The organism is Brevundimonas vesicularis, assembly GCF_032067225.1.
Lineage (GTDB): Bacteria > Pseudomonadota > Alphaproteobacteria > Caulobacterales > Caulobacteraceae > Brevundimonas > Brevundimonas vesicularis_F.
The window spans coordinates 1-26,185 of record NZ_DAMBJX010000008.1; the positions used below are offsets into that span (position 1 = coordinate 1).

At 68.5% G+C, this 26,185-nt stretch carries 33 protein-coding genes and 1 pseudogene; 26 read left to right on the forward strand and 8 right to left on the reverse strand.

Annotated features, from left to right (window positions below):
- Positions 1-77: 77 nt before the first annotated feature.
- Positions 78-341, reverse strand: coding sequence for an endonuclease domain-containing protein (locus RT123_RS03200; protein WP_409514885.1), 264 nt, complete (start codon positions 339-341; stop codon positions 78-80).
- Positions 342-509: 168 nt separating this feature from the next.
- Between RT123_RS03200 and RT123_RS03205 the strand changes: the two genes are divergently transcribed.
- From RT123_RS03205 to RT123_RS03255, 11 genes are all read left to right on the forward strand, one after another.
- Positions 510-971, forward strand: coding sequence for a YcgN family cysteine cluster protein (locus tag RT123_RS03205; protein ID WP_313007820.1), 462 nt, complete (start codon positions 510-512; stop codon positions 969-971).
- Between the two features lie 116 nt (positions 972-1,087).
- The gene (locus RT123_RS03210; protein WP_313007821.1) at positions 1,088-1,528 is read left to right on the forward strand and encodes a hypothetical protein; all 441 of its coding nucleotides are present in this window, start codon (positions 1,088-1,090) and stop codon (positions 1,526-1,528) included.
- Positions 1,446-2,672, forward strand: a complete 1,227-nt coding sequence (locus RT123_RS03215; RefSeq protein ID WP_313007823.1) for a terminase large subunit domain-containing protein — start codon at positions 1,446-1,448, stop codon at positions 2,670-2,672. Before RT123_RS03210 ends, RT123_RS03215 begins: the two co-directional genes overlap by 83 nt.
- Before the next feature lie 32 nt (positions 2,673-2,704).
- Positions 2,705-2,992 (forward strand): hypothetical protein, encoded by a 288-nt coding sequence (locus RT123_RS03220; RefSeq protein WP_313007824.1) that lies wholly within the window; start codon positions 2,705-2,707, stop codon positions 2,990-2,992.
- A 118-nt stretch (positions 2,993-3,110) separates the two neighbouring features.
- Positions 3,111-3,896 carry a hypothetical protein gene (locus RT123_RS03225; RefSeq protein ID WP_313007825.1) on the forward strand — a complete coding sequence of 262 codons (786 nt, stop codon included), beginning with the start codon at positions 3,111-3,113 and terminating at the stop codon, positions 3,894-3,896.
- Positions 3,887-4,129: a hypothetical protein gene (locus RT123_RS03230; protein WP_313007827.1), complete on the forward strand. Its 243-nt coding sequence runs from the start codon at positions 3,887-3,889 to the stop codon at positions 4,127-4,129. The genes RT123_RS03225 and RT123_RS03230 overlap by 10 nt, the downstream gene beginning before the upstream one ends.
- 38 nt (positions 4,130-4,167) lie before the next feature.
- Positions 4,168-5,208: an acyltransferase gene (locus RT123_RS03235; RefSeq protein WP_313007828.1), complete on the forward strand. Its 1,041-nt coding sequence runs from the start codon at positions 4,168-4,170 to the stop codon at positions 5,206-5,208.
- A 150-nt stretch (positions 5,209-5,358) separates the two neighbouring features.
- Complete coding sequence (locus RT123_RS03240) at positions 5,359-6,531, forward strand: phage portal protein (protein WP_313007829.1); 1,173 nt, start codon at positions 5,359-5,361, stop codon at positions 6,529-6,531.
- Positions 6,532-6,711: 180 nt separating this feature from the next.
- Positions 6,712-6,951 (forward strand): hypothetical protein, encoded by a 240-nt coding sequence (locus RT123_RS03245; RefSeq protein WP_313007830.1) that lies wholly within the window; start codon positions 6,712-6,714, stop codon positions 6,949-6,951.
- A gap of 45 nt (positions 6,952-6,996) precedes the next feature.
- Positions 6,997-7,194: a hypothetical protein gene (locus tag RT123_RS03250; RefSeq protein ID WP_313007831.1), complete on the forward strand. Its 198-nt coding sequence runs from the start codon at positions 6,997-6,999 to the stop codon at positions 7,192-7,194.
- A 95-nt stretch (positions 7,195-7,289) separates the two neighbouring features.
- Positions 7,290-7,715: an HK97 family phage prohead protease gene (locus RT123_RS03255; protein WP_313007832.1), complete on the forward strand. Its 426-nt coding sequence runs from the start codon at positions 7,290-7,292 to the stop codon at positions 7,713-7,715.
- On the opposite strand, the gene RT123_RS03260 is transcribed toward RT123_RS03255, so the two are convergent.
- The 3 genes from RT123_RS03260 to RT123_RS03270 all read right to left on the reverse strand — a co-directional run bounded on the left by RT123_RS03260 (position 7,642) and on the right by RT123_RS03270 (position 9,359).
- The gene (locus RT123_RS03260) at positions 7,642-8,112 is read right to left on the reverse strand and encodes a hypothetical protein (RefSeq protein WP_313007833.1); all 471 of its coding nucleotides are present in this window, start codon (positions 8,110-8,112) and stop codon (positions 7,642-7,644) included. The two genes, RT123_RS03255 and RT123_RS03260, sit on opposite strands and share 74 nt — an antisense overlap.
- A 98-nt stretch (positions 8,113-8,210) precedes the next feature.
- Positions 8,211-9,026: a hypothetical protein gene (locus RT123_RS03265; protein WP_313007834.1), complete on the reverse strand. Its 816-nt coding sequence runs from the start codon at positions 9,024-9,026 to the stop codon at positions 8,211-8,213.
- Positions 9,027-9,032: 6 nt separating this feature from the next.
- Positions 9,033-9,359, reverse strand: a complete 327-nt coding sequence (locus RT123_RS03270) for a hypothetical protein (RefSeq protein WP_313007835.1) — start codon at positions 9,357-9,359, stop codon at positions 9,033-9,035.
- A 166-nt stretch (positions 9,360-9,525) separates the two neighbouring features.
- Between RT123_RS03270 and RT123_RS03275 the strand changes: the two are divergent.
- The 5 genes and pseudogenes from RT123_RS03275 to RT123_RS03295 all read left to right on the forward strand — a co-directional run.
- Positions 9,526-10,295 (forward strand): annotated as a pseudogene (locus tag RT123_RS03275) (phage major capsid protein); the annotation flags it as partial.
- A gap of 34 nt (positions 10,296-10,329) precedes the next feature.
- Complete coding sequence (locus RT123_RS03280) at positions 10,330-10,740, forward strand: phage major tail protein, TP901-1 family (protein ID WP_313007836.1); 411 nt, start codon at positions 10,330-10,332, stop codon at positions 10,738-10,740.
- Entirely contained in the window at positions 10,737-11,015 is a 279-nt protein-coding gene (locus RT123_RS03285) for a GTA-gp10 family protein (RefSeq protein ID WP_313007837.1), read from the forward strand. Before RT123_RS03280 ends, RT123_RS03285 begins: the two co-directional genes overlap by 4 nt.
- On the forward strand, positions 11,012-11,188 hold the full coding sequence (locus tag RT123_RS03290) for a phage tail assembly chaperone (RefSeq protein WP_313007838.1): 177 nt from the start codon (positions 11,012-11,014) through the stop codon (positions 11,186-11,188). Before RT123_RS03285 ends, RT123_RS03290 begins: the two co-directional genes overlap by 4 nt.
- On the forward strand, positions 11,178-11,702 hold the full coding sequence (locus tag RT123_RS03295) for a phage tail tape measure protein (protein ID WP_313007839.1): 525 nt from the start codon (positions 11,178-11,180) through the stop codon (positions 11,700-11,702). Before RT123_RS03290 ends, RT123_RS03295 begins: the two co-directional genes overlap by 11 nt.
- Positions 11,703-11,755: 53 nt before the next feature.
- Here the strand turns inward: RT123_RS03295 and RT123_RS03300 are convergent, their stop codons facing one another.
- On the reverse strand, positions 11,756-12,457 hold the full coding sequence (locus RT123_RS03300) for a DUF805 domain-containing protein (RefSeq protein WP_313007840.1): 702 nt from the start codon (positions 12,455-12,457) through the stop codon (positions 11,756-11,758).
- 78 nt (positions 12,458-12,535) lie between these two features.
- Positions 12,536-13,183 (reverse strand): DUF805 domain-containing protein, encoded by a 648-nt coding sequence (locus RT123_RS03305; protein WP_313007841.1) that lies wholly within the window; start codon positions 13,181-13,183, stop codon positions 12,536-12,538.
- Positions 13,184-13,267: 84 nt separating this feature from the next.
- Between RT123_RS03305 and RT123_RS03310 the strand changes: the two genes are divergently transcribed.
- The 9 genes from RT123_RS03310 (at position 13,268) to RT123_RS03350 (ending at position 23,275) form a co-directional block, all read left to right on the forward strand.
- Positions 13,268-13,882 carry a DUF2460 domain-containing protein gene (locus RT123_RS03310; RefSeq protein WP_313007842.1) on the forward strand — a complete coding sequence of 205 codons (615 nt, stop codon included), beginning with the start codon at positions 13,268-13,270 and terminating at the stop codon, positions 13,880-13,882.
- 3 nt (positions 13,883-13,885) lie between these two features.
- Positions 13,886-14,572, forward strand: a complete 687-nt coding sequence (locus tag RT123_RS03315; protein WP_313007843.1) for a DUF2163 domain-containing protein — start codon at positions 13,886-13,888, stop codon at positions 14,570-14,572.
- Entirely contained in the window at positions 14,569-15,057 is a 489-nt protein-coding gene (locus RT123_RS03320) for an NlpC/P60 family protein (protein WP_313007844.1), read from the forward strand. The genes RT123_RS03315 and RT123_RS03320 overlap by 4 nt, the downstream gene beginning before the upstream one ends.
- Before the next feature lie 4 nt (positions 15,058-15,061).
- The gene (locus RT123_RS03325) at positions 15,062-18,577 is read left to right on the forward strand and encodes a glycoside hydrolase/phage tail family protein (RefSeq protein ID WP_313007845.1); all 3,516 of its coding nucleotides are present in this window, start codon (positions 15,062-15,064) and stop codon (positions 18,575-18,577) included.
- A gap of 10 nt (positions 18,578-18,587) precedes the next feature.
- Positions 18,588-18,761: a hypothetical protein gene (locus tag RT123_RS03330; protein ID WP_313007846.1), complete on the forward strand. Its 174-nt coding sequence runs from the start codon at positions 18,588-18,590 to the stop codon at positions 18,759-18,761.
- 90 nt (positions 18,762-18,851) lie between these two features.
- Positions 18,852-19,778 (forward strand): DnaJ C-terminal domain-containing protein, encoded by a 927-nt coding sequence (locus RT123_RS03335; RefSeq protein ID WP_313007847.1) that lies wholly within the window; start codon positions 18,852-18,854, stop codon positions 19,776-19,778.
- 46 nt (positions 19,779-19,824) lie between these two features.
- A complete protein-coding gene (locus RT123_RS03340) occupies positions 19,825-20,985 on the forward strand; it encodes a phosphoserine transaminase (protein ID WP_313007848.1) in 1,161 nt (386 codons plus the stop codon).
- Between the two features lie 75 nt (positions 20,986-21,060).
- Complete coding sequence (locus tag RT123_RS03345) at positions 21,061-22,356, forward strand: adenylosuccinate synthase (protein ID WP_313007849.1); 1,296 nt, start codon at positions 21,061-21,063, stop codon at positions 22,354-22,356.
- Between the two features lie 106 nt (positions 22,357-22,462).
- Complete coding sequence (locus RT123_RS03350; RefSeq protein ID WP_313007850.1) at positions 22,463-23,275, forward strand: response regulator; 813 nt, start codon at positions 22,463-22,465, stop codon at positions 23,273-23,275.
- Between the two features lie 44 nt (positions 23,276-23,319).
- Here RT123_RS03350 and rpoH read toward each other — a convergent pair whose 3' ends face one another.
- Positions 23,320-24,207, reverse strand: coding sequence for an RNA polymerase sigma factor RpoH (gene rpoH / locus RT123_RS03355; RefSeq protein WP_026108409.1), 888 nt, complete (start codon positions 24,205-24,207; stop codon positions 23,320-23,322).
- Between the two features lie 230 nt (positions 24,208-24,437).
- The gene (locus tag RT123_RS03360) at positions 24,438-25,457 is read right to left on the reverse strand and encodes an RluA family pseudouridine synthase (RefSeq protein WP_313007851.1); all 1,020 of its coding nucleotides are present in this window, start codon (positions 25,455-25,457) and stop codon (positions 24,438-24,440) included.
- 83 nt (positions 25,458-25,540) lie between these two features.
- On the opposite strand from RT123_RS03360, the gene RT123_RS03365 reads away from it, so the two are divergent.
- On the forward strand, positions 25,541-26,176 hold the full coding sequence (locus RT123_RS03365; protein WP_313007853.1) for a DUF2799 domain-containing protein: 636 nt from the start codon (positions 25,541-25,543) through the stop codon (positions 26,174-26,176).
- The last annotated feature ends 9 nt before the right edge of the window (positions 26,177-26,185 follow it).

Here is a 26,185-nt window from a genome sequence, read left to right on the forward strand (position 1 = left end):
CCTATTCACACCCAGTCTGTTTCCGCCCCCTCCACCACGCTACGCGCGGTCCCCCTCCCCCGTGAACGGGGGAGGATCTAGAGGGACAGAATAAATTCGGCGACGGCGTCTGGGTCGTTCAGGACGGCGGTGGCGGGGATGCGGATCGTGCGGACATCCTTGTCGGCAAGCCAGGCGTCGCGTCTGGCGTCACGCGCGAGGTCGTGTTGCTGGCCGTCGATTTCGATGCAGAGGCGGTCTTTGGCGCGGTAGAAGTCGAGAATGAACACGCCTAAAGCGTGCTGGCGACGAAAGCCGTGGCCTCGAATACGTTGCCAGATCAGGACTTCCGGCAAAGACATCGACCGGCGGAGACTTCTGGCGCGTTTTTGGGTAAGGACCGGCGCTCTCATGGAGCGTATCACCATCACAAGCTGTGCTTTTGGCAAGGGGATGCGCCGCGCGTGGTGCGGCGTCCGCCCCCTCCACCGCTACGCGGTCCCCCTCCCCCGCAGGCGGGGGAGGATCTGATGGCGCCCTACTGGGAAACCAAGACCCTGGCCGAGATGTCGCCCTCCGAGTGGGAGTGGCTGTGCGACGGGTGCGGGCTGTGCTGCGTGATCCGGTTCGAGGACGAGGATACGGGCGAGGTCATTCCGACGCGGGTGCATTGCAAGCTGTTCGACCCCGAGGCTTGCGCCTGTTCGGACTATGCGAACCGCAAGGCCCATGTGCCGGACTGCATCAAGCTGACGCCCGGCAATATCGAGGCGTTGGAGTGGATGCCTAAGTCGTGCGCCTATCGCCGGCTGCATGAGGGGCGGCCGCTGGCCAAATGGCATCATCTGATCTCGGGCAGTCGCGAGACGGTGCATACGGCGGGCGTGTCGGTGCGGGGCCAGACGATTTCGGAGCTGTCGCTGGCCGAGCCGGAAGATGCGCTGGATTTCGAGGCGCCGGAATGGACGGTCGAACGCGGCCGGGAGCGATAGGGTAGCACCCCCTAGCCAGCGCAATGACGCTGGTTGAAAGGCTGCGAAAACAAGCCATTGGCGAACTATGTGGGCGTTCTTCCGGCCTGAGGACGCTGGTCCGCTATGATTTGGGCATGACGGGAAATCGGGAAGACGAAGAGGGCGGCTGCGGCGGCGCGCGCGAGACGGCTGCGTCCTGCGCAGGGTGGATGGAGCCCCTGTTCCTGATGATGAAGGCCAAGATCGAGGAGACGGCCAAGAGCGTCTGCGAGACGGACGTCAAGGACGCCGCCGTCGCCGAGAAGGTCGCGCGCCAGATCGGGGTGATCGCGCGGTCGGCCAAGGCGGTCGAGGCGATGCGACTGCTGTGCCTGAGCGACAACGAAGAGGACGAGATGGGTGGACGAACCTACGACCCCGCCGAGGACGAGCGAATCCGACGAGAGTTGCTCGTCGAATACGAGCGGATCGACGGCATCATCGAGAGAAAGGATGCTGAAGCAGCTGAACGGGCGCGAGCTAAGGCTGAAGCGCAATCATGCGCGGCTGCTGGAGCACCAACACAAGCCGCGTGACCTCGACCTTAGGACTTGGCTGCTGTTGGGGGGACGGGGGTCGGGCAAGACCTTCGCCGGGTCGGTCTGGATCGACAAGATGGCGCGAAAGCTGCCCGGCATCACCCTGGCCCTGGTCGGCCCCGCCCTGCACGACGTGCGCGAGGTGATGGTGGAGGGGGCGTCGGGGATCAAGGCGCTGGCGGAGCCGGGCGACCGGCCGCGTTGGGAAGCTGGGCGGCGTCGGCTGGTGTGGAAAAATCAGTCGGCGGCCTATGCGTTTTCGGCCGAGGATCCCGACAGTCTGAGGGGGCCGCAGTTTCATGCGGCCTGGGCGGACGAATTCTGCGCCTGGCGACGGCCGGAGCTGGTGCTGTCGAACCTGAGATTCGGTTTGCGGCTGGGGGCCTCGCCGCTGCTGGCGGTGACGACGACGCCCCGGCCGATCCCGGCGCTGAGGCGGTTGATGGCCGAGGCCGGCACGGTGACGGAGCGTGCGGCGACGGCGCTGAACGCGCAGAACCTGTCGCCCGGCTTTCTGGCGCATCTGAACGACGTCTATGGCGGGACGCGACTGGCGGCGCAGGAACTGGAAGGCGTGGTGGTCGAGGGCGAGGGCGCCCTGTTCCGCATCGCGGACCTGAAACGGGCCAGGGGCGCAAGGCCGGCCGAACTGGACCGGATCGTCGTGGCGGTCGATCCGCCGGCGACCGCGACCGGAGACGCCTGCGGCATCGTGGTGGTGGGGCGAAAAGGTCGCCAGGCCTTCGTGCTGGCCGACTGGACCGTTCAGGGACGCTCGCCCCAGAGCTGGGGCGGGGCGGTCAGCGCGGCGGCGCACGAGTTCGGCGCGCACGAGGTGGTCGCTGAGAGCAATCAGGGCGGCGACATGGTGCGCTCGGTTCTGTCCATCAGCGCGTGTCCCTGTCGGATCGAGATGGTCCACGCCTCGCGGTCCAAGGCGGCGCGGGCCGAGCCGGTGGCCCTGCCCTATGAACAGGGGCGGGTGGTCCACTGCGACGCCTTCCCGGCGCTGGAGGAAGAGATGCTGGCGCTGGGCAGCGAGGGCGGACCCAGCCCGGATCGGGCCGACGCCCTGGTGTGGGCGATCACGCGGCTGATGCTGGGGCCGCAGTCGGCGGGACCGCGGTTGCGGGGACTTTAGAGCCTCAAGATTTCAACGACAGGAGAGACGATATGCCGGCCATTCCCGAGCGGGACGGATTGCTGAATCATGGGCGCGACGCGGGCGGACCGGCGAGGCGCGCGGCGGCGGTCACGCCCAGCGATGCGGCCGATCTGACGACCTACGCCAAGGCGCTGTATGTCGGCGGGGCGGGCAATGTCCGTGTGCTGACGGTCGGGGTTGAGGATGGGGATGTCGTGACCTTCGCCAATCATCCGGTGGGGTGGTTGCCGATGCAGGTGCGCCGGGTGCTGGCGACCGGCACGACGGCGACGCAGATCGTGGCGGCCTTCGACTGATGTCGGGTCTCGAGATCGGAGCGGCGACGGCGGCGCCGGGCGGGGTGCTGGCCGGTGTCTTGGTCGGGCGCAGTTCTCCGCGCCCGACCTGCCCGTCTGGTCGGCGGCGGTCAGGACCATGCAGGCGGGCGGGCGCGAGGCACGGCTGCTGTGCATCGGCGACAGCGTGACCCAAGGCTATGGCGCGGTCTCCGGCGGCTGGACGCCGAACGGTCGGGCGAGCGCCTGGCCCGAACGGCTGGCGGCGATGATGAGCGGGCGGGGGCTGCCGGCCTCGGCGGCGTCGGTCGCGGGGGCGGGTGCGGCGGATGGGGCGAGCGAGGGCTACTTCGCCTATGATCCGCGCGTGACTCTGGGCGCCGGGTGGGGCGTCAACACCCTGACCGGGATGGGCGGCAAGCTGTTCTCGGGTGCGGCGTCGTCACCGGGCGTGTGGAGTTTTCAGCCCGACGGGCCGGTGGATCGGTTCGACCTGTGGGCCGTGACCAATACCGCGCTGGGGGTGCTGACGGTCGAGACGGACGGCGCAGTGCGGGCGACGGTCAGCACCACCAAGGCGGCGTCGATGGAGGTCACGACCGTGGCCTTCCCCGAGACGACCGGGCCGGTGAGCGTGCGTTGGGCCTCGGGCGGGGCGGTGTTCATCGGGGGCGGGGTCGCATGGCGGTCGGACGTGCGTCGGGCCCGGGTGATCAACGCCGGATGGGGCGGGGCCCGGATCGCGGACTGGATCACGACGGATCAGCCGTACCGGGCCTATGGGTCGATTCCGGCGGCGGCGCCTGATCTGTCGGTCGTGTGCCTGACCATCAACGACTGGAACGCGGGGACGGCGGTCGCGACCTACAAGGCCGGGCTGGGGACGCTGGTGGATCGGTGCCTGACGACGGGGACGTGCTGCTGATGACCGGATGTCCGTCGGACCCGGCCCAGGGCAAGGCGAGCTATGCCGCGCAAGCCGCGTTGCGGGACACGGTGTTCGAGGTGGCGGCGACGCGAGGGCTGGCGGCGCCCATCGATGGGACGGCCCTGTTCGGCGGCAGCTTCGCCGGCGGGCTGATGTTCGATTCCGTCCATCCCAATGCGGCGGGGCAGGCGAGGATCGCAGAGGCTGTGCGGGCGCGGGTGACGATCTGAGGTTGTCGTCCGTTCTCGCGCGGTGGTAACCGTGGCGGATGGGGGAGCGGTTCCACGGGGTGCAGGCGCTGCGGTTCGCGGCGGCGACGGCGGTGGTCGTCACGCACGCCGTGGATCTGGCCGGGACGCGGCTGGGGCTGGAGACCGCGCTGGCCGGTGGGACGCTGGAGAATTTCGGCGCCGTGGGCGTGGACGTGTTCTTCGTCATCAGCGGCTTCATCATCGCCACGACGACGCAGGGTCAGACGCGCGTAGGCGCGGCCGGGGCCTTCCTGTGGCGGCGGTTTCGGCGGGTGGCGCCGATCTACTGGCTGCTGTCGCTGCCGATCCTGATCGGCATGGCGCGGGGCGGGACGCTGAGCCCGGAGGTGGCGGCGGCCACGTTCCTGTTCTGGCCGTTCAGCGGATTGGAGATGACGTTTCCGGCGCTGGGGCCGGGGTGGACCCTGTGTTTCGAAATGCTGTTCTACGCCGGGTTTGGGCTGGCGATAGCGGGCGGCCGGCGGGTCGGCTGGGGGCTGGTCGGGGCCTATGCGGCGATGCTGGCGGCCGGATTGGTCGTGGCGGCGCCGGTTCTGAGGTTCTGGGGCGCGCCGATCATTCTGGAGTTTCTGCTGGGCGTGGGGATCGCCTGGGTGTGGCGGTCGGCGCCGCCTCGGTTGGGGCTGTGGGCGGTCGGTCTGGCGATGCTCGGGTTCGGGCTGGGCCTGGTGGTCGGCTATGGCGGCATCGACGATGTGCGGGCGCTGAACGATCCGTGGAACGGGTTGAGGCGGGCAGCGGTCTGGGGGCTGCCCGGCGCCCTGCTGGTGTTCGGCGTGGTGCGGATGGAGCGGACGGACCGGGCGCCGGGGCGGTTGGGGCGGGCGGCGGCCTTCATGGGGGATGCGTCCTATTCGATCTATCTGGTCCATGTGCTGGTCATCCGGGCCTTGGGGCGGATGTTCGAGAGCGGGATGGTCGCCCTGCCGGGGGATGGGGTGGTGGTGGTGACCGTGGTCGCCAGTCTGGCGGCGGGGGCAGTCGTGCATGTGTGGGTGGAGCGACCACTTTTGAAAATCCTCCCCCGAGCCGTGTAGCGGCACGGGGAGGGGGACCGCGCGAAGCGTGGTGGAGGGGGCGGAAACGGGTTGGGTGTGAGACGGTTCGCAGAGCGCGCCGTCGCCCCCTCCACCGCTACGCGGTCCTCCTCCCCCGCTGGCGGGCGAGGATATGAAAAGGAGATTGCGATGGTTTCGATCCGGTGGCCTTTCGGCCAGGCGGGGCGCGTGCGCGCGCCTGAGGGCAAGGAGAGCCGGGCGGGCGGGGTGATCGCCTTGTCGGGGGTGGGGCGGCCGCGGTGGACGCCCAACGACTACGCCAGTCTGGCGCGCGAGGGGTATCAGAAGAATGCCGTGGCCTATCGCTGCATCCGCATGATCGCCGAGGCGGCGGCGTCGGCGCCGTTCGCGGTGTTCGTGGACGGGGTGCGAAGCGAGGATCATCCGCTGGCGAAATTGATCCGACGGCCCAATCCCGAACAGTCGGGGGCGGAGCTGATGGAGGCGGTCTATGGCGCGCTGCAGGTGTCGGGCAACGCCTATGTCGAGGCGACCGGCGATGCGGACGGGGACGGGGCGCCGGACGAGCTGTGGGCGCTGCGGTCGGATCGGGTGAAGGTGGTTCCGGGCCGGTCGGGCTGGCCCGAAGCGTGGGATTACTCCGTAGACGGACGGTCGGTGCGGATCGGGCGCGCGGCGGACGGCTGGGCGCCGGTGATGCACCTGAAGCTATGGCACCCGCTGGACGACTGGTACGGGCTGTCGCCGCTGGAGGCGGCGGCGCAAGGCGTGGATGCGCACAATGCGGCCGGCGCCTGGAACAAGGCGCTGCTGGACAATGCCGCGCGGCCGTCGGGGGCGCTGGTCTATGGGGCGAGGAACGGCGAGCGGCTGACGGACGGACAGTTCGAGGCGCTGAAGGATCAGTTGTCGACCGTCTATGCCGGGGCGACCAATGCCGGACGGCCGATCCTGCTGGAAGGCGGGATGGACTGGAAGCCGCTGAGCCTGACGCCGGCGGAGATGGATTTTACGGCCGGCAAACATGCGGCGGCGCGCGAGATCGCCCTTGCCTTCGGGGTTCCGCCGCAGCTGCTGGGGATTCCGGGCGATGCGACCTACGCCAACTATCGCGAGGCCAATGCGGCCTTCTGGCGACAGACGGTGATCCCGCTGGTGCGGAAGGCGGCCGGGGCGATGACGGGCTGGCTGGGCGAGCGATTCGCGGGGTGCGAGATCCGGGCGGACCTGGATGCAGTCTCGGCGCTGCAGCCCGAGCGGGACGCCCTGTGGGCGCGGCTGGAGGCGGCGAGCTTCCTGACCGACGAAGAGCGTCGGCGGATGGCGGGGTTGGGGGCATGACCAATAAGGACAACGACGCGGATCAAATGCATTGGTCCGACTGTGCCGTTTACAACGAGCCGGCTCTGCCCAAAGGGCCATGCAACTGCGGAGGTTTCAGACCTCGCAGTCGATTGTCGCCATTGCCGAGTCGCCCCGCTTATAGCCCGGGCGAGGAGCCTTCGGAGCCTCATCGGAAAGATGCATGCTGAAACTCTTGTCGAGCCTCATGAACTTCCATCCGACCTTCTCACCACTGACGCTGCCGCCACTCACTTGCCAAATGCGCATTATGGCGTTGCCGTCATTGGTCCATCCGGCAGCGTGAACTTCAACAAGACGGGAAAAGCCGTCGTACCGAAGCTCAAGGCATTTTCCGGCGGCAAGGGCGGCGCATGGCGTGGAGGTCATGTGCTGTACTTAAAGAACAATGTTAACTAAAGCAATCGGAGATTGAAGATAGGCAATTCAAGATTGCTTTCATCCTTGGCTGTAGCTCTCGCCGTTCAAACGATAGGCGGCCTGGTCTGGGCCGGGGGCGCCGCCGCGCGGATCGCGACGCTGGAGCAGCGTGTCGGGGAACAGAGGCTGGTCGCCGAACGGTTGGCGCGGCTGGAGGTCCAGGGCGAGGCGACGGCGGCCGCCGTGGAGCGGATCGAGCGTAGGTTGGAGGGTGGGACGTGAGTGGTGAATCGCGATTGGTGACTCGACAGAAGCATTCACGAGTCACGACTCACCACTCACCCCTTCAAATCGAAGGCTACGCCTCGCTGTAGGGCGTGGCGGATCTGAACGGGGACGTGGTGCAGGCGGGCGCGTTTGCGGACATTCTGGCCAGGACGGGCGCGGCAGGGGTGCGGATGCTGAACCAGCACGATGCACGGGCGCCGGTCGGGGGCTGGGAACAGATCGTCGAGGATGCGCGCGGCCTGTTCGTGCGGGGCCGGATCGAGGACTGGTCGGCCGAGGCGCGGTTCGCCGGGGCCCTGAGCCGGGCCGGAGCGCTGGATGGGCTGTCGATCGGCTACCGCACGGCGCGGGCGCGGCGTCAGGGACGCTTAAGGGTGCTGAGCGGGGTCGAGCTGTGGGAAGTGTCGCTGGTGACCTTCCCGATGCTGCCGGGGGCGCGGTTCAGTTGTTGCGATCGTAACGCTCACGACCCATGCGGCGGAGGTCTTCGAGTGTCTGGCCATCAGGCGGTTTGATGTAAGCTGTTGCTGGCGGTTGATCGTCGGCACATCTGTTTTTCAGGTTTTCCGCGCCGCGAAGGAGATTGAAGCCGCCCAAGTCGTTGCGCCGCAGCTTCCAGCGACGCGAGCCAAGATCGTCGCGGTAGCCTGTGTGCAGCACAGCCAGAACGGTCAGGCTTCCGCGGCGGACATCGCCAAAGTGAGTTCGGCTGACGTCTAGATCAACTATCCATGGCCAACTGATTACGATGCAATCGTCAAGACAATCGGGGAACACGGTCGGTGTTTGCGACGAGATGCGAGCCGAGACTTCGGCGTCATAGCATTCTGCGTCTTGGGCTAACACTCTGTCGATATCGCAGACTAAACCTGCCGTGACCACCATCAGTACGGCGAGCAATAGACGGGTCATTCGATCATTCATCTTGTTTAGCCGGTGCTCATTAGGTGAGCCCTTATGTCGGCGCAGTAGAGTGTCGCAACGTTTGCCGTTGCTGCCAAGCGCGGGTTTCAGTTTGGCTTGAGGGCCTGGAAAGCGCCGTTGCGGTCGAGGGTTTCGGCGAGGGCGGCCATCTGGGCGCGGCCCTTCTTGCCGTGGAGATAGCGCAAAGCCCAGCCGGCGAGCACCAGGCCGAAGATCCAGCCGACGTGCAGCACGAGGTGGGCGAACAAGATGAACACGGCCGCCAGCGCATAGGCGCCGAGATAGACCAGGGCCAGCTGGCCGCCGCGCGAGGCCGTGGGGTTGGACAGGCCGGCGATGATCTCGGCCAGGCCCGGCGAGGCGGCGGCGGACGGCAGGGCGTGATCGGAGGGCTTGGATGCCGGATGGGGCGCGGGTCTGGATTGCTTTTGCGGCGTGGCCTGGGCGGCGGGTGCAGCGGCCGGTCGGGCGGGTTTTGGCCTGGGCGGGATCGGATCTGGCGTGCGCCGGGCGGGACGGAACAGGATCGAGCGGCCGGCTTCGTCGACGGTGAAGACCTCTTCGAAGGCGGTGGTCGAGAAGTCGATGGCGCGGGTGTCCTGGCCATAGCTCTGGCCATGCAGGGCCGTCAGCCGTCCTTGGCGCAGCTCGATCTGGAAGCCGACGGGGTCGGGCAGGCCGGCGACCATGACATGGACCGTGCCGAACAGGCCGGTGGCGTCCGGGTTGGCGATCGCGCGGTCCGCATCGACGACGATCTGGGAATAGAGGCCGGCGCCGGTGTTGCGACGCAGGCCCGGCGAACTGGCGGCGACCTGTGCGCGCAGGTCCGGGACGCTGTCGCCCATCTGCCAGATCATGGCGTCCATGACGGCGCTTTCCAGGGGCGTCAGGTGGGACATGGGGCGCTAGGACGACTTGGATGCAGCGTTGCGACGCAGCATCAAAACCACGATGCCGAGGATCAGGACGAGTATGGCGATCTGCGCCGCGCGGTAGGGCAGGCCGCTTTTGCCCTCAGCCTCGGCGCCGCGATGCAGGGCAGTCAGGACGATATCGGCAATCGTGTAGACGATGACCGGAAGGCCGATGGCCGCCGCCCATGGCCAGCGGGCCACACGTCGTGGCCCTGCTGAAAGCGTGCCGGGCGGGAAGAGGACCGCGAAGAGGATCAGCGCGGCTGCATGAAGCAGCGGGCTGTAGAGATCGGCTTCGACGAAGATCGGCGCGGGCATGAGGCGAGCCTAGCGGTCGCCTGAAGCCGCCGCAATCACAGGTTTCGGGCGGCCGATGTCGGCCGCTCGCGAAATGGGAAGGTCGCGACGCGGCCGCTCCCTCCACCGCCTTCGGCGGTCCCCCTCCCCCGCATCGCGGGGGAGGATCGTTTCAGCAGGAGACACCATAAAAGAGACCAAACAGGCTTCGGGCCAGCCCGAGGCGCGCGATGTCGTGCGCGAGATGATGGCGGCGTTCGAGGCGTTCAAAGGGACGAACGACGCCCGGTTGGGCGAGATCGAGAAGAAGGCGGCGGCCGATGTGCTGCTGGAGGAGAAGGTGGCGCGCATCGACCAGGCGGTCGCCTCGGCCCAGGCGCGGCTGGATCGGGTGATGAGCCAGAGCCGTCGTCCGGTGATTGGAGGCGAGCCGGTGGAGCCCGCATCTGCGCCCGAGGCGAAAGCGGCGTGGGACGGCTATCTGAAGACGGGCCAGTCCGGCGCGCTGGAGGTCAAGGCCGGTCTGTCGGCGGCGCCACCTCGGGCGGCTATGTCGAGCCGTATGAGACCGAGCGGGCCATCGAGCGGCGTCTGATGGCGGCCAGTCCGATGCGCGAGATCGCCACGGTGCGCACGGTGGCGGCGGGCGTGTTCAGGAAGCCGGTCTCGACGGCGGGCGTGGCCTCGGGCTGGGTGGCGGAGACGGCCGCGCGGCCCGAGACGGACCCGGCGACACTGGCCCTGCTGGAGTTTCCGTCGGCCGATCTGTACGCCAATCCGGCGGCGACCCAGGCCCTGCTGGACGACGCCATGGTCGATCTGGACGAATGGCTGGCGGCCGAGGTCGAGGACGCATTTGCGGCGCAGGAGACGGCCGCCTTCGTCAACGGCGACGGTGTGAACAAGCCCAAGGGCTTTCTGACATATCCAACCGTGGCGGATGCGGGTCAGGCCGGCTGAGGGCAGTAAGAGAGGAAGTGGGAGAAGACGGATGACGGCACAGGCCGGCAAGGAAATGCTGCTGAAGATCGAGGGCGCGCCGGGCGTGTTCACGACGGTGGCAGGGTTGAGGGCGCGGACGATCTCGTTGAACGCCAAGACGGTGGATGCGACCGACGGCGACAGCGCCGGGCGGTGGCGCGAGCTGCTGGCCGGCGCGGGCGTGAAGTCGGCGGCGGTGTCGGGGCAGGACGTCTTTCGCGATGCGGCGTCGGACGCCCTAGTGCGCGAGGCCTTCTTCGATCAGGCGGCGAAGCGGTGGCGGCTGATCGTGCCGGACTTCGGCGTGCTGGAGGGGCCCTTCCTGGTGGCGGCGCTGGAATACGCCGGCGAGCACGAGGGGGAGGCGACGTTCGCGCTGAGCCTGGCCAGCGCCGGGGCCATCGGGTTCAGCGCGATATGAACGGCGTGCGGGGCGAGGCCGCGGTGATCCTGGCCGGCGCGCGGCGTCGGGCCTGTCTGACGCTGGGGGCGCTGGCGGAGATCGAGACGGGGCTGGGCGTCGACGGGATGGCGGCGGTCGCAGAGCGAATGAAGACGCTGTCGGCGCGGGATCTGATGGTGGTGCTGGCGGCGGTCTTGCGCGGCGGCGGTGAGGTCGAGCCGGAGGTGGCGGCGGTCGATCCGCGCGAGGCGGCGGTGGCGGTGGCGCAGGCGTTTGCGGCCGCTGCACGATGACGCCGTGGGGCGAGATGTTGCGGCTGGCGGCGGCGATGGGCGTGGCGCCCGAGGCGTTCTGGCGGCTGTCGCTGAGGGAGTGGCGGATGTTGACGCAGGCGCCGCGCGGCACGGCGCCTTTGGGACGCGAGGGGCTGGCGCGATTGATGGAGGGTTGGCCGGATGGCGGATGAGTTCGGGCGAGACGGGATCGATCAGGTCGCGGTGAGAGCGGCCGAAGCCGGGGCGGCGCTGGAGGCGTTGAAGGCGCCGGCGCAGGAGGCGGCGGACGCCATCGAGGCGGCGTTTGGGCGGGCGGGCGACAGCCTGACGCGATCGCTGGCGCGGGCGGCGGCGGACGGGGAGGTGTCGCTGGCCGAACTGGCGCGGGCGGTGCTGAACGCCGTCAATGCGGCGGCCGGAGCGAACGGCGGCGGGTTGAGCGCGGCGATCCAGTCGGTGATGTCCAGCTTCGGCGGGGCGCGGGCGGACGGCGGGCTGGTGCTGGGCGGTGTAGCCTATCTGGTCGGCGAGCGCGGGCCGGAGGTGTTTCGACCGGCGACGGGCGGAGAGATCGGGCCGGTCGGCGGCGGGGGCGTGACGGTCAATGTGGCGGTGGACGGCGGGGCGCCGGCCCTGCTGCGGTCCGAGGCGCAGATCGCCCAGATGCTGGCGCGGGCCGTCAGCCTGGGCGCCAGGCGGATGTGAAAACGCCGCCCCGTCGAGGACGGGGCGGCGCTGAGGTCGATCGGCGATGAGGCTTATTCGCCCTTGGGGTTCGGGCCGAAGCGGTTTTCGCCCTTCTGGCTGTCGGCGATGCCGATCCACAGCAGGAAGGCCAGGCCCAGCAGACCGGCGATGGCGAACAGGCCGATGGCCGGGCCCATCAGGGCGAAGACGGCGGCGGGATTGCTCTCGTAATAGTCCTCGGCATAGCCGTTGGCGACGGCGCCGGCGATCATCATGGCGAAGCCGGCGACGAAGGCGATGACCGAGCCGACCCAGGGAATGGCGATCAGCCAGCCGGTCTTGCCCATGTCGTGAAGGCGCTTCACCGAAATGGCCAGGTTGGGCCATATTAGGACCAGGCCGAACAGGTTGATGATCGGGATCCAACTGATGACGACGTTGACGCCCAGCAGGATCAGCCAGCCGATCCAGAAATGGCTGCGGCGGATGCGGCCCTCGAAGGACAGGAATAGTTTCTGCCAGTCAAAGCCGGCGACGGCGGTCGAGGTCGAGCTGGCGTAACCGCCGGCGACGCCGGTGGTGGTGGGCGAACCCGCCAGAATCAGGATCTGGGTGGCGGCGGCGCCTTCGGGGACGAAGTCGACGCGGACGCCGGCGGCGGGCACGGCCGGCGATTGCAGCGCGGCCGAGGTGAAGTCGTAACGGGCGCCGTCGTCGCCGCTGATCAGACCGACGCCGGTCGTGGCGTCGTAGCTGAGAATTTCACCGCGCACTGAGATCTCCATGACTGGCGCCAGGTCCGGCGCGACGGCAACATCGCCGACCCGTGCAATCCCAGCAACCCGAAAAGGTCAAGCTGGCCGATCCTGACGCGTTTGTAATGCGGGCGATCCCTTCGGCGGCGCACCGTGGACGTTCGCGTCGGGTTGCGAGGGCAGGAGGCTGATGATGAAGGTGAACAGGCCCCCGACATATGGGACGAGGCCGATCAGGATCAGCCAGCCGCTGAGCCCGACATCGTGGAAGCGGCGGATGGTGACGCAGACGTAGGGAACAATCAGCGCGAAATAGACCAGGGCGACGATGCAGATCCAGGCGACGCCCCAGGCCTCCATATCGTAGCCGGCCTCGGCGTCGAGGACGGCCAGACCGATGATCGGCATGAAGGCGAGCATCAGGATCAGGAAGTGGAACAGGGCGAAGGACCAGTATTCCTTTCGCCGCGCCCGGCCGTGGCCCTCGATATAGAGGTCGGTGATGCAGCGGACGAAATAGCCCCATAGGCCCAGGTCCGGTTCGGGCGGATAGACGGCAGGCGGCAGCGGACCGTCGCGCAGAACCATAAGGCTGAGCGCCTGGTTGTCCTGAACCACGAAATCGACGCGGCGGCCGGGCTCGAGACCCGCGGAGGTCGAGGTGAAGGCGTATCGCTGCAGGTCGTCGCCGCTGATCAACCCCTCGCCGGTCATCGGATCGTAGCTGAGAATTTCGCCGCGCAAGGCCGTGTCTCGCAAAGACGCGGCGTCGGCGCCGCCGCCAAGGTGTGGACCGGGCGGGCGGCATTGCACAACAGGAGAGTGTTGATGGACGCCTTTCACGAGGTGCGCCTGCCTGCGCGGCTGGCGTTCGGTTCGACCGGCGGGGTGGAGCGTCGGACGGAGATCACGACGCTGGCGTCGGGGTTTGAGCGGCGATCGACGCCCTGGGCGCTGGGGCGCAGGCGGTATCTGATCGGGGCGAACCTGAGGTCGCTGGACGACATGGCCGAGCTGGTCGCCTTCTTCGAGGCGCGGCGGGGGCGGCTGTACGGGTTCCGGTTCAAGGACTTCGGCGACTTCAAGTCGTGCGCGCCGGGCGGGGTGGTCTCGGCGGAGGATCAGGGGCTGGGCGTGGGCGATGGGGTTCGGACCGCGTTCGATCTGGTGAAGCGCTACGGCGATGTGGAGCGGCCGATCGCCAAGCCGGTAGGGGGATCGGTGCGGGTGGCGCTGGGCGGTGTCGAGACGACGGCTTTTATGGTCGATCTCGTGACCGGGCGGGGGACGCTGGAGCGCGCGCCGGAGGCGGGTGTCAGCGTGACGGCGGGGTTTCAGTTCGACACGCCGGTGCGGTTCGACAGCGATCAGATCGAGACGACGCTGGAGAGCTTCGAGGCCGGACGGATGGCGGCGGTTCCGCTGATCGAGGTTCGGGTCTGAGCCATGCGCGACATACCGAACGAAATGGCTGCCCGAATCGAGAGCGGGGCGGCGACGCTTTGCCATGTCTGGCGGCTGGAGCGAGCCGACGGCGTGGTAATGGGGTTCACCGATCACGACCGGGACCTGGTGGTGGACGGGGTCGTCTGCCGGGCGGCGAGCGGTTGGACGGCGGGGGCGGGCGAGAGCGCGGTCGGGCTGGCGGCGGGGTCGGTTTCGGCGGCGGGCGTGCTGAATGACGCGGCGATCACGGAAGCGGATGTGGCGGCGGGTCTGTTCGACAAGGCGACGGTCGAACTGTGGCGCGCGGACTGGGCGCGGCCGGATCTGAAGGTGCGTTTGTGGTCGGGGGCGCTGGCGAAGATCCGGCGCCAGGGCTCTTTGTCGCGCTATCGCCCTGCGGGCTGCTTGAGCGCAGGAGGCTTCGTCGCCGAGCTTGAGGGACCCTTGGCGAAGCTGGAGCGAGTGGTCGGGCGGACCTATGGGCGGATGTGCGATGCGCGACTGGGAGACCAGAGGTGCCGGGTCGCGGCGCTGGCGGGGCGGGTCTGCGACAAGCGGTGGGAGACCTGCGTCGGGACGTTCGGGAATGGGGCGAACTTTCGCGGATTTCCGGATGTGCCGGGGGACGACTTCCTGACGGCCTATCCGGCCGGAAGTGCGCGAAACGACGGCGGGAGCCGGCGGTGAGCGGGAGTGCGGTGGTGGTGTCCGCCCGGTCCTGGCTCGGCACGCCGTATCGGCATCAGGCCAGCATCAAGGGCGTGGGCGCGGACTGTCTGGGTCTGGTGCGCGGGGTGTGGCGCGAGGTGGTGGGCGAGGAGCCCGAAGTCTTGCCGGCCTATTCGGCCGACTGGGCCGAGGTCGGCGGGCGCGAGACGCTGCTGGAGGCGGCGGGGCGGTGGATGCGGCCGGTTGCGGTCGATCAGATGCGGGCGGGGGATGTGTTGCTGTTTCGCATGTCGCCGGGGGCGGCGGTGAAGCACTGCGCCATTCTGAGCGACCTCGACGGACCGGAGCCGAGGATGATCCACGCCTATTGGGGACGGGCGGTGGTCGAAAGCTGGATGGGCGTCTGGTGGCGAAGACGGCTGGCGGCCGTGTTCCGGTTTCCTGTCCCCGGTTCGGCCTTGGCGGCGTGCGCCGCCTCGTTGACCGAGGATGACGGAGTTTAAAGGCATGGCGCAAGTCGTTTTGAGCGCGGTCGGGCAGTCGGTCGGCGGGCCGGTCGGGCGGGTGATCGGCTCGACCCTTGGGCGGGCGATCGACAATCGGGTGGTGGGCTCGCTGGGTCCGGCGCGGCAGGTGGGGCCGAGGCTGGAGACACTGAAGGTCCAGGGCACGGCGGAAGGCGCGCCGATGGCCTGCGTCTTTGGACGGGCGCGGGTGACCGGTCAGGTGATCTGGGCGGCGCGGTTCCTGGAAGGCAAAAACATGGGCCGGGCGGGCAAGGGCGGTCCGAAGACGACCGACTATGTCTATTCGCTGAGCTTCGCAGTGGCGCTTTGCGAGGGCGAGATCGACGAGGTCGGGCGGGTCTGGGCCGACGGGCGGCTGATGGACATGACCGGCGTGGTGATGCGGGTGCATCGCGGGGGCGAGGACCAGACGGCGGACCCGCTGATCGAGGCGGTCGAGGAGGATGCGCCGGCGTATCGCGGGACGGCCTATGTGGTGTTTGAGAATTTGCCGCTGGGGCCGTTCGGGGATCGGGTTCCGCAACTGAGCTTCGAGGTGTTCCGGCGACCGCGCGGACAGACGGCGCGGCTGGAGGACCGGCTGGAAGGGGTGTGCCTGATCCCCGGCGCGGGGGAGTTCGCCCTGGCGACCGAGGCGGTGGTGCGCCGCGAGGGGCTGACGCGGACGACGGCGGAGAATGCGCACAATGGCGAGGGCCGGGCGGACCTGATCGTGTCGTTGGATCAACTTCAGGCGCAACTGCCGAACCTGAAGCGGGTCAGCCTGGTGGTCGGGTGGTTTGGTAGCGACCTGAGGGCCGGGCATTGCGTCGTGCGGCCGGGGGTGGAGCGGCGCGAGAAGCCGACCGAACCGCGGGTCTGGTCCGTGGCGGGCGTCGCGCGCGATGAGGCCTATGAGGTCAGTCAGGTGGATGGGGCGCCGGCCTATGGCGGGACGCCGTCGGATGAGAGCGTGCGGCAGGCGATCCGCGAGCTGAAGGCGCGGGGGCTCGAGGTGACCCTGTATCCCTTCGTCTTCATGGACTGCCCCGGCTATCCGTGGCGCGGACGGGTGGCAGGCGTGGACGGGTCCGGAGCGACAGCGGAGATCGGGGCGCTGTTCGGCGGGACGGACGGCTGGGGCTTGCGGCGGATGGCGCTGCACTATGCCCGGATCGCGGCCGAGGAGGGGGCGGACGGCCTGTTGATCGGGTCGGAGATGAGGGGCGTGACCTGGACGCGGGATGCGGCCGGCGGTTTTCCGGCGGTCGATCAGTTCCGGGCGCTGGCGGCGGAGTGTCGGACGGTGGTCGGGCCGGGGGTGAAACTGTCCTATGCGGCGGACTGGAGCGAATATTTCGGGCGGCAGTCGGGCGGGGAGGTGGTGTTTCACCTGGACCCGCTGTGGGCCGATGCGACCATCGATCATGTGTCGATCGACTGGTATCCGCCGCTGACGGACTGGAGAGCGGGGGACGGCGGGGTCGATGCGGCGACGTTCGGCGGCGCGGCGGAGCCGGCCTATCTGGCGGCGGGCGTCGCGGGCGGGGACGGGTTCGACTGGTCTTACGCCAGCGAAGCGGATCGGGCGGGGCAGGTGAGAACGCCCATCGTCGACGGGGCGCATGGCGAGGACTGGGTGTTTCGGCCTAAGGACCTGAAAGGCTGGTGGTCGAACCGGCACCATGACCGACCGGGCGGGGTGCGGAGCGCTGTGTCGACGGCCTGGATTCCGGGGATGAAGCCGGTGCGGCTGTCGGAGTTCGGCTGCGCGGCGGTGGACCGGGGCGGCAATGCGCCGAACCTGTTTCAGGATGCGAAGAGCAGCGAGAGCCGACTGCCGCCGGGATCAACGGGCGCGCGCGACGACGCGGTGCAGCGGGCGGCGCTGGAGGCGGTGCTGGGGCATTATGCGACGGCTGAGAACAATCCGGTGTCCGCGGTTTATGGCGGGCGAATGCTGGAGGCGGCGGACGCTTGGTGCTGGGACGCGCGGCCCTATCCGGCGTTTCCGGCGCGGGGCGATGTCTGGGCCGACGCAGGGGCGTGGCGCGCCGGGCATTGGCTGAATGGACGGCTGGCCGGCGACGGGCGCGATCTGGTCGAGGCGGTGCTGGCGCGAGGCGGATTGTCGCCTGACGAGATGGCGATCGAGGGCGTCGAGGGGGCGGCGGCCGGCTATGTCATCGACCGGCCGATGCGGACGCGCGATGCGCTGGAGCCGCTGCTGGCCGCGTTCGACGCCGTGGCGGCCGAACGCGGCGGGAAGGTCGCAGTCCTGGGGCGGGTGGAGACGGTGGTCGAGATCGCTGGCGAGGCGCTGGCCCTGCCCCATGACGGGGCGGCGGAAACGGCGACGCGGACGCTGGAGCCCAGGGCGGGCGAGGCGCGGGTGCGGTTCATCGACGAGACGGCGGACTATCAGACCGGTGCGGTGGTCGTGCGGTCGGACGATGCGGCGGCGACGGCGGGCGGGGTCGATCTGGACTTGCCGCTGGTGTGCGGCGGCGGACTGGCGAAGGCGGCGGCGCAGCGGGCGCTGGATGGCGAGGGCGTGGAGGCGAAGACGCTGGCGCTGGGGCCGCTGGAGGCCTTGCGGCTGGAGCCGGGTGACGGGGTGCGGCTGGAGGGTCGATCGGACGACTGGCGGGTGACGCGTGTCACGTCGGACGAGACGCCGTCAGCGGTGCTGGAGCCGGTGACGGCTCGGCGGGCGGTCGAGGATGACGGCGTCTGGCGCGGGGGCGAGACTCCGACGGTGATCGGGGCTCCTTTCCTGAAGGTGTTGGACTTGCCGCCCTTGATCGGCGGCGAGGCGGACGCACGGCCCTTGATCGCCGTGGCGGCCGAACCGTGGCGGACGATGCGGCTGCATGCGGGGCCGACCGCTGAGACTCTGACGGCGAGGGGTGATGTGGAGACGCCGGCGACGGTCGGGGTGCTGGTCGAGGCGCTTGGGCCGGGGGTGCGGCACCGTTGGGACGAGGCCAACGCCGTGGTGGTGCGGGTCGAGGGCGAGGCGCCGGAAAGCGCGGTCGAGGCGGCGTTGCTGGGCGGCGGCAATGCGCTGGCGGTCGAGATGGCCGTGGGGTGGGAGATCGTGCAGTATCGGTCGGCGGTTTTGGTCGGGCCGGGGACGTGGCGGCTGACGGGTCTGTTGCGCGGGCAGCAGGGGACCGAGGTCGAGATGCGGGCGGGCGCGATGGCGGGGTCCGTCGTGGTGTTTCTGGACGACCGGCTGGTGCGCGCGGAGATGGGGCGGGGCGAGCGAGGACTGCCGCTGGTCTGTCGCGCGGGACCGGCTGGCGCAGCGCCGGGCGGTGCGGGGTTCAGCGAGACTCTGTTCGTGGCGAGGGGCGTACATGATCGGCCGTGGTCGCCGTCTGGTCTGACGGTCGAGACGTCGGCCGAGGGTCTGAAGATTGGATGGACTCCCGCGCGTGCGCCTGTTCGGCGATGGCTGGGATGGGGAACCGACAGCGGTCGATCCGATGCGGTTCCGGCTGCGCGTGTTTGATCATGACCTCTTGGCTCGGACGATGGAGGTCGAGGGGCTGTCGGCATCCTATTCTGCGGCCGACATGGCGGCGGACTTCCCAGAAGGCGTGACAGCGACGGCGCGGATCGCCGTGGCGCAATGGGGTGAGGGGTTCGGGTGGGGCTCAGAAGCAGAGGTGGAGGCGGAAATCCGGCGGGTCTGACGAAATAGGGCCGGTCCAGCCCTTTGCGCGGGGCGGGGCATGGCTTAACTGACGGCCTCTCGACCTTTTTCAGCTGGAGCGACAACGGACGTGGCAGGCGACCCCTACAAGGAACTGGGCGTTTCGAAGGGCGCGAGCGCGGACGAGGTCAAGAAGGCGTATCGCAAGCTCGCCAAGGAGCTGCATCCCGACAAGAACCCCGGCGACAAGATCACCGAGGACAAGTTCAAGCGGGTGACGGCGGCCTTCGACATCCTGGGCGACAAGGAAAAGCGCGCCAAATACGACGCCGGCCAGATCGACGGCGACGGCAACGAACAGTACCGCGGCTTCGGCGGGGGCGGTCGCGCCGGCGGCAGCCCGTTCGGCCAGGGCGGCAATCCGTTCGGACAAGGCGGCGGGCCGGGCGGCCGGGCCAACTTCGAAGGCGTCGATCTGGACGAGTTGTTCGGCATGTTCGGCGGGGGCGGGCGTCAGCGCGGCGCGCGGGACTTCACCTCACGCGGTCAGGACGTGAAGGCGACGCTGGACATCAGTCTGGAAGACGCCATCGCCGGGGCGACTCGGCGGATTCAGTTCTCTGACGGGCGCACTCTGGACGTGACCATTCCCAAGGGGGCGTCGGAAGGCCAGACGATCCGCCTGCGCGGTCAGGGATCGCCGGGGCGCGGGGCCGAGAACGGCGACGCCCTGATCGAACTGAGGATCGAACCGCACCCCATCTACAAGCGCGACGGGGCGGACCTGACCATGGACCTGCCGGTGTCGGTGCCCGATGCGGTGCTGGGCGCCAAGGTGCGGGTGCCGACGCCGGAGGGCGTGGTGCAGATGACGCTGCCGGCCGGATCGAACTCGGGCAAGGTGCTGAGGCTGAAGGGGCGCGGCGCGTTTGCGCAAGGCAGGCGCGGCGATCTGCTGGCGCGGGTGATGGTGACGCTGCCCGATGCGCCGGACGCCGAACTGACCCAATTCGCCGAGGATTGGCGGGCCAAGCGGCCCTATACGCCGGGGCGGTGAGCGCGCTCAAGCCGCGTGAAGCGCGGCAGGGCCAAAGGAAGAGAGCATGAGCACGAAGCCTGATGTGAAGCCGGCGCGGCCGTGGTTTTCGGCGGGGCCGACGGCGAAGCGGCCGGGCTATGCGCTGGGCGGATTGCCGTCCGATCTGCTGGGACGCGGCATCCGCGCGCCGGAGGTGGTGGAGCGGTTCGCGCATGGCCTGCGGCTGACGCGCGAGGTGCTGGAAGTGCCTGACAGCCATGTGATGCTGTATACGCCGGGGTCTGACACAGGCGCGGTCGAGGCGGCGCTGTGGGGGATGCTGGGCGCGCGGCCAGTGCAGGTCGTGGCGTTCGAGAACTTCGGTCTGACCTGGCTGGCGGACGTGAAGGATCATCTGGGGCTGGAGCCCGAGGCGCTGACGGCGCCGTGGGGCGAACTGCCTGATCTGAGCCAGGCCGACTGGTCCAAGGACGTGGTGTTCCCGTGGAACGGCACGACCTCGGGCGTGCGGGTGCCGGACGCCGACTGGATCGCCGACGATCGCGAGGGGCTGGCGATCTGCGACGCGACCTCCGCCGCCTTCGCCATGCCGCTGCCGTTCGACAAGCTGGATGTCGTGACCTTCAGCTTCCAGAAGGCGCTGGGCGGCGAGGCGGGTATCGGGGTGATGGTGCTGTCGCCGCGCGCGGTCGAGCGGCTGGATACATTCCGACCGGATCGGGCGATTCCGAAACTGCTGCGGCTGACCGACGGCAAGGGACGGTTCGATCGGGCGCTGGCGGACGGGGTGGCGATCAACACCTTCTCGATCCTGACCATCGAAGACTGGATCGACGCCCTGGGCTGGGCGAAGGACATCGGCGGATTGAGCGAACTGATCCGGCGGACAGACGCCAACTACGCCGCGTTGGCGCAATGGGTGGAGCGCACCGACTGGATCGCCTTCCTGCCGGATCGACCGGAGATCCGATCGACGACCTCGGTTTGCCTGAAGTTCACCGATGCGCGGATCGCGGCCTTGGACGACAAGGCGCAGAAGGCCTTTGTCATGCGGTTCAAGGCCCTGCTGGAAGGCGAGGCGGCCGTGTTCGACATGGAGCCGCACCGCAATGCGCCGCCTGGTCTTCGACTATGGTGCGGCTGCACGGTCGAGACGGCCGATGTGGTTGCGGCGACGCCCTGGCTGGAATGGGCGTTCGAGACGGCGGTCGGCGAAGTCGGATAAATCCGCCTGACGGGACGACATCGGACGATTCCCTCGCTATAGGCTGCGCCCGCATTCCAGTGCGGAGAGACGGTTTTGGCGAACGTAGCGGTGGTCGGCGCCCAGTGGGGCGACGAGGGCAAGGGCAAGATCGTGGACTGGCTGTCCAACCGCGCCGACATGGTCGTGCGGTTCCAAGGCGGTCACAATGCGGGCCATACGCTGGTCGTGGACGGCAAGGTCTACAAGCTGGCTTTGCTGCCCAGCGGCGTGGTGCAGGGCAAGCCGTCGATTATCGGCAACGGCGTGGTCGTCGATCCTTGGCATCTGGTCGGCGAGATCGAGAAGATCGCCGCCCAAGGCGTGGCGATCAGCCCTGAGATCCTGACCGTTGCGGACAACGCCTGCCTGATCCTGCCCATCCACCCGGCGCTGGACGTGGCGCGCGAGGCGGCGGCCAGCGCGCCGGGCGCCAAGATCGGCACGACCGGGCGGGGCATCGGTCCGGCCTATGAGGACAAGGTGGGGCGTCGCGCCATTCGGGTCTGCGATCTGGCCAATGAAGACGATCTGAAGGTCAAGATCGACCGGCTGCGCTCGCACCACGATCCGCTGCGCGCCGGTCTGGGGCTGGAGCCGATCGACCCCGACGCGCTGCTGGCGCAGTTGCTGGAGATCGCGCCGAAGATCCTGCCCTATGTGAAACCGGCCTGGCGCGTGCTGGACCAGGCGCAGAAGGACGGCAAGCGCGTGCTGTTCGAGGGAGCGCAGGGCGCCTTCCTGGACGTGGATCACGGCACCTATCCCTATGTCACCAGCTCCAACACGGTGGCCGGCCAGGCGGCGTCGGGGTCGGGCATCGGACCGCGCGGCGTGGGTTATGTGCTGGGCATCGTGAAGGCCTATACGACGCGCGTCGGAGAAGGCCCCTTCGCCTGCGAACTGGATGATGAAGTCGGCGCGCATCTGGCGATTGTGGGCCGCGAGGTCGGGGTGAACACCGGCCGCGCGCGCCGCTGCGGCTGGTTCGACGCCGTGTTGGTGCGCCAGTCGGTGGCGATCAACGGCATCGACGGGATCGCCCTGACCAAGCTGGACGTGCTGGACGGGTTGAAGACGCTGAAGATCTGCGTCGGCTATAAGGTCGATGGCGAGGTGCTGGATTATCTGCCCTCGAGCCTGAAGGCCCAGGGCGCGGCCGAGCCGGTGTTCGAGGAGCTGGAAGGCTGGAGCGAAAGCACCGCCGGGGTCCGCAGCTTCAAGGACATCAACGCCAACGCCATCAAATATGTGCGCCGGATCGAGGAATTGATCGGCGCGCCGGTGGCCCTGCTGTCGACCAGCCCCGAGCGCGACGACACCATTCTGATGCGCGATCCGTTCCAGGGCTGAGGCTTTGGAAGGGGCGGCGTGAGGCGGCGGACTACGCAGAAAGACCTATTCAACAGGTCTTAACCCGTCGGCGGTAAGGATAATGGCTCCAATCTCGGAGTCTGATGTGTTCGCCGCAAACGCCAGAACCATAAGCCGCATGGAGCCGTCGCTTCGTCGGGTAGTCATCGTGGACGCCAACCTGTCGTCGGCGCGACTGCTGACGGACATCGTCAAGGGCATGGGTGCGCGCGAGGTCTATTCAGAGGGTGACGAAGAACGCGCGCTCGAGCTGCTGCGTGACGTCGAGCCAGGCGTGATCTTCACAGAACGGTCCGGAGACAAGCTGAACGGCGAGACGCTGGCGCGGCGCATTCGGCGCTCCAGCATGTCGTGCCGCATGTCGCCGATCATCATGGTGACGGGCGAGGCGACCGCTGCGGCGATCAAGGGCGCGCGCGACGCCGGCATCCACGAGTTCCTGAGAAAGCCGTTCACCACGGGCGACCTGTTCAAGCGGGTCGAGAATGTGACGTTGAAGCCCCGGCCCTGGATCGAGGCGGTCGGCTATGTCGGGCCGGATCGTCGCCGGTTCAACTCAGGCGAATATTCAGGCGCCCGCAAGCGCCGCAGCGATGGCGCGGCCGGAGGCGGTCCTGCCGAAATCCGCGATCAGGCGTCGCGAATCCTGGTTTCGGCCATGTCGCAGTTTGAGCAGGATCCGTCGCAGGCGACGCGCGCCATTCGCCAACAGGCCGAGACGCTGAACGGTCTGGCCATCAAGACGGCGGACGCGCGGCTGGCGATGGCTGTGGCGACCCTGCAAGCCTATGTGGCCAGCGGTCAGGTGACGAAGGCGGGACTGGCCCAGCCGATCGGCACGGTGGTGACGGCTGCGAGAGCGGCCAATGAAGCGGCGCCGGTGGCGCGCGCGTCATGATGGATCGTCCGCCGCGCCGTTGAAGGCGCAGCGGACCGACTTGCTTAGGCGTCGACCAGATTCCGCTCTTCAGCGGCGGCGCGCATGGCCTTTTGCAGCTTCTCAAAGGCGCGGACCTCGATCTGACGCACGCGCTCGCGCGAAACGCCGTACTGGCCGGCGAGCTCTTCCAGCGTAACCGGGTCGTCCTTGAGGCGACGTTCCGTGAGGATGTGCTTCTCACGGTCGGTCAGCTCTTCCATGGCCTCTTGCAGCAGGCTCATGCGGATGCCCTTTTCCTCGTCGTCGGCGAGCTGTGTTTCCTGAGACACGGCCGTGTCGTCGGCCAGCCAGTCCTGCCACTCGCTTTCGCCGTCGGCGCGCAGAGGGGCGTTCAGGGAGGCGTCGCCGCCGAGACGGCGGTTCATGTTGGTGACCTCTTCCTCCGTCACGCCCAGTTTGGTGGCGATGGCGGCGAGGTGTTCAGGATGCAGATCGCCTTCCTCGAAGGCCGAGATCTGGCTCTTGGCCTTGCGCAGGTTGAAGAAAAGCTTCTTCTGCGCCGCGGTGGTGCCCATCTTCACGAGCGACCAGCTGCGCAGGATGTATTCCTGGATCGAGGCGCGGATCCACCACATGGCGTAGGTCGCCAGGCGGAAACCCTTGTCGGCGTCGAATTTCTTGACGGCCTGCATGAGGCCGACGTTGCCCTCGGAAATGACTTCGCCGATCGGCAGGCCGTAGCCGCGATAACCCATGGCGATCTTGGCCACGAGACGAAGGTGCGAGGTGACGAGACGGTGGGCGGCTTCGGGGTCCTGGTGCTCGGACCAACGCTTGGCGAGCATGAACTCCTCATCCTTGGTGAGCATCGGAAACTTGCGGATTTCCGTCAGATAACGCGACAGGCCTTGTTCAGGCGACATCACCGCGAGCGTACTATTGGCAGCCATATACAGGTCCCTCCGACCGTCTTGAACGAGCGGGCTCTTCGTCATCGGCCACGGTGTGTGCGCCGACGTCTCACCCCTCAACCGGTAAAGTAGCGATGGGTTGCCGCCATTTTTAGAGGCGGATCGTCACACGAAAGCGTGACCGTGGCCCTGGCGCCACTCGCGCCGATCGACGCCCTATATAGAACTTTGTCAGTTGCTATTCAAGACCGGCCTAGACGGGCGGCTGTTCAGAGTTCGGCGAGCCGTGTTTCGAGACGCTGCATGTCGTACGGCGGCGCGGTCTCGAAGCGAAGCACCTCGCCCGTGCCAGGCTGGACAAAGCCCAGGACGGCGGCGTGGAGGGCCTGACGCTCGAGGGCCGCTTCTGCGATGGCGGTGCGAACGGGAATGGCTGGACTGCCTGAGCCATAGGTCGCGTCGCCAAGGATGGGCGCGCCTTTGGACGACAGGTGGACGCGGATCTGATGGGTGCGGCCGGTGTGCAGGGTGCAGGCGACACGCGCAGCCATGGGTGCGCCGCCAGCTTTTGCGGGCTGCCCGAAGGTCGCTTGGACGACATAGTCGGTGATGGCCTCGCGACCGCCGGCCTTGAGGACCGCCATCTTCTTGCGGTCGCCGGTGGAGCGCCCGATGCGGGTGTGGATACGGCCGGTCGCGGGCGACGGCGCGCCGCGTGTCAGGGCGATGTAGGTGCGCTCGATGTCGTGCGCAGCGAACAGGGCGGAGAGGCCGGCGTGGGCGCGGTCGGTCTTGGCGGCGACCATGACGCCGGAGGTGTCCTTGTCCAGCCGGTGAACGATTCCGGGGCGGGCGACGCCGCCGATGCCCGAGAGGCTGTCGCCGCAATGGGCCAGCAGCGCATTGACCAGGGTGCCGTCGGGCGTGCCGGGCGCGGGGTGGGCGGCCATGCCCGCAGGCTTGTCGATGACGATAAGGTCGGCGTCCTCGTAGAGAACGGTCAGGGGAATGGCCTGGGGCTGGGGCGTGGCCGGCGCGACGGGCGGCAGGGCGACGGCATAGAGGCCGGGCTGGGCCTTGGCGGAACCGCCGGTCAGGACCGCGCCATCGCGGCTGACAGCGCCCTCGGTCAGCAGGGCCTGAAGTCGAGCGCGTGACAGGGTGGGGAAGGCGCCGGCCAAGGCCTTGTCCAGGCGAACGCCGGCCACGTCGATGCGAGCCTCCAGCACCTCGGCGGGGGCGCCGGTCGCGGGGTCTTCGTCTTCGTCGATCAGATCTTGGGCGGACACGTCGTCTCCCTAGCACGACCGGCCGCTTGCGCGAGGGGCGCGGGTGAGGCGATAGTCAAGCTTGGGGGCGTAGGGGACATCCGATGAAGCGGTTGATGATCGCCGGGGGCGCGTTCGCCGCGGCGGCGCTGCTGAGCAGCTGCACCACCATGAGCAAGGACGAATGCCTCGCCGGCGCTTGGGGCGAGAAGGGCTATGCGGACGGGGCGTCGGGCTATCCGATGACGCGGCTGGACGACCACGCCAAGGCCTGCGCCAAGTTTCAGATCGCAGCCAATCCGGCCGCCTATGGCTCGGCGCGTGAGGATGGCTTGCGGACCTACTGCACCTTCCAGCGCGGCTGGGAGGAAGGGCGGGCGGGCAATGCCTATTATGGCGTCTGTCGGCCCGAGGAGGAGCAGGCGTTTCTGCCGGCCTATCGTGACGGCCGAATGCTGCATGAGGTCGAGGACACGTACGAAACGGCGGAAAGCGCCTTGAACAGCGCTGAGGCCCGGATCGAGAACCGCGAAGACAAGCTGGAGGCCAAGGAGCGCGAACTGCGCGGCGAAGGCCTGACGGACGAGGAGCGGGAGCGCATTCGTGACCGCATCCAAGAGGTCAGAGGCGAGATCCGCGATGCGCGTCGCAATGCCCGGGAGGCCCGCGACGCGCTGGATCAGGCGGAATGGGACGTTCGACGGGTACGGCGCGAACTGAGCGGCCGCTACCCGGTCTAAACGACGGTC